Annotated in this window: 1 protein-coding gene; it reads left to right on the forward strand. The window is 35.5% G+C overall.

Annotated features, from left to right (window positions below; translation table 11 throughout):
- Nucleotides 1–241 precede the first annotated feature (241 nt).
- Nucleotides 242–1252, forward strand: a complete 1011-nt coding sequence (locus tag H8S65_RS20805; RefSeq protein ID WP_186931713.1) for an IS110 family RNA-guided transposase — start codon at nucleotides 242–244, stop codon at nucleotides 1250–1252.
- Nucleotides 1253–1268 lie beyond the last annotated feature (16 nt).

Genomic DNA, 1268 nt, shown 5'->3' on the forward strand with positions numbered 1-1268 from the left:
ACCTTAGTTTTGGCAGATAGGATTTCGATAAGATAAAAAAGATAGATTTGTAATATGTCAAACAATTGAAAGAAAGGAAGACAAAGAGTGAACCAGTAAAAAGATGGAATAAGATTCATGTTCATATTAGGACTCTCTGTCTACCCTGAACCCAGACCTATATAAGAATATAACACCTTTGTTTTTAAGGTTTTTAGGCTAAGTTCAAGTTCCTTTCTCTCTTTTTGCCCAATACAAAAATATGGAAAACTTTTATTTTATCGGTGTAGATGTCTCAAAAAAGAAGTTGGATATCTGCGTAATGTGTGGTTCTAAAGTAGTAACAGAAGAACAAGTGACAAATCATCAGCAAGCTATATTAAAGCTGATCAACGAATTAAAGCGGGATTTGAATATGACAAATGGAGATTTTATAATCTGTGCTGAACATACTGGACAATATACTTATCCTTTGATTTGCGTGTGTAAATCAATAGATTGTAAGTTATGGCTGGAAAATCCAGCCCAGATAAAGTATTGTTCAGGTCTGACTCGTGGTAAAAACGATAAAGTGGATGCAAAACGTATCGCCATGTATGCTTCCCGATTTTGTGATCAGGCAGTTTGTTATAAACGTCCTTCTGAAGAATTGACTCGTTTAAATCAATTAGAGGCAGAACGGACTCTCTATCTGGTCGACTTATCAAAATATAAAGCTCAGTTAACAGATCAGAAAGACTTTATGCCTAAAGCATTATATAAAGATAAATCCGGTAGATTGAAAATGTTAATCAAATCCCTGGAACAGGTACTAAAAGCAATCGAAGATGAAATGAACAGAATTATAGAATCAACTAAGATACTAAGCCGACAGATGGATCTTTTGACATCCATTGATGGGATCGGTCGTGTAGTTGCCATGAATATGATAATTGTAACAGAAGCCTTTACGCGCTTCGATAATCCCCGGCAATTTTGCTGTTATGCAGGTGTAGCACCGTTTGCTTATACTTCTGGAAGTAGCCAACACTCCAAAAACAGAGTCTCGCAGAGAGCCTGTAAGTATATTAAAACATTGCTACACATGTCCGCTGTGGCTATAACACATAGGAAAAGTGGTGAACTTAAAGCGTATTATGAACGTAAAGTTGATGAAGGAAAGAATAAAATGACCATTATCAATGCTTTACGGGCAAAACTTGTGGCGAGAATGTTCGCCGTTATCAAAAGGGATGAATTTTATTCTCCTATTTTATCGGAAAATATTTGCTAAAAACATAAGAATATGA

This window comes from Parabacteroides hominis (assembly GCF_014287585.1).
GTDB classification, from domain to species: domain Bacteria; phylum Bacteroidota; class Bacteroidia; order Bacteroidales; family Tannerellaceae; genus Parabacteroides; species Parabacteroides hominis.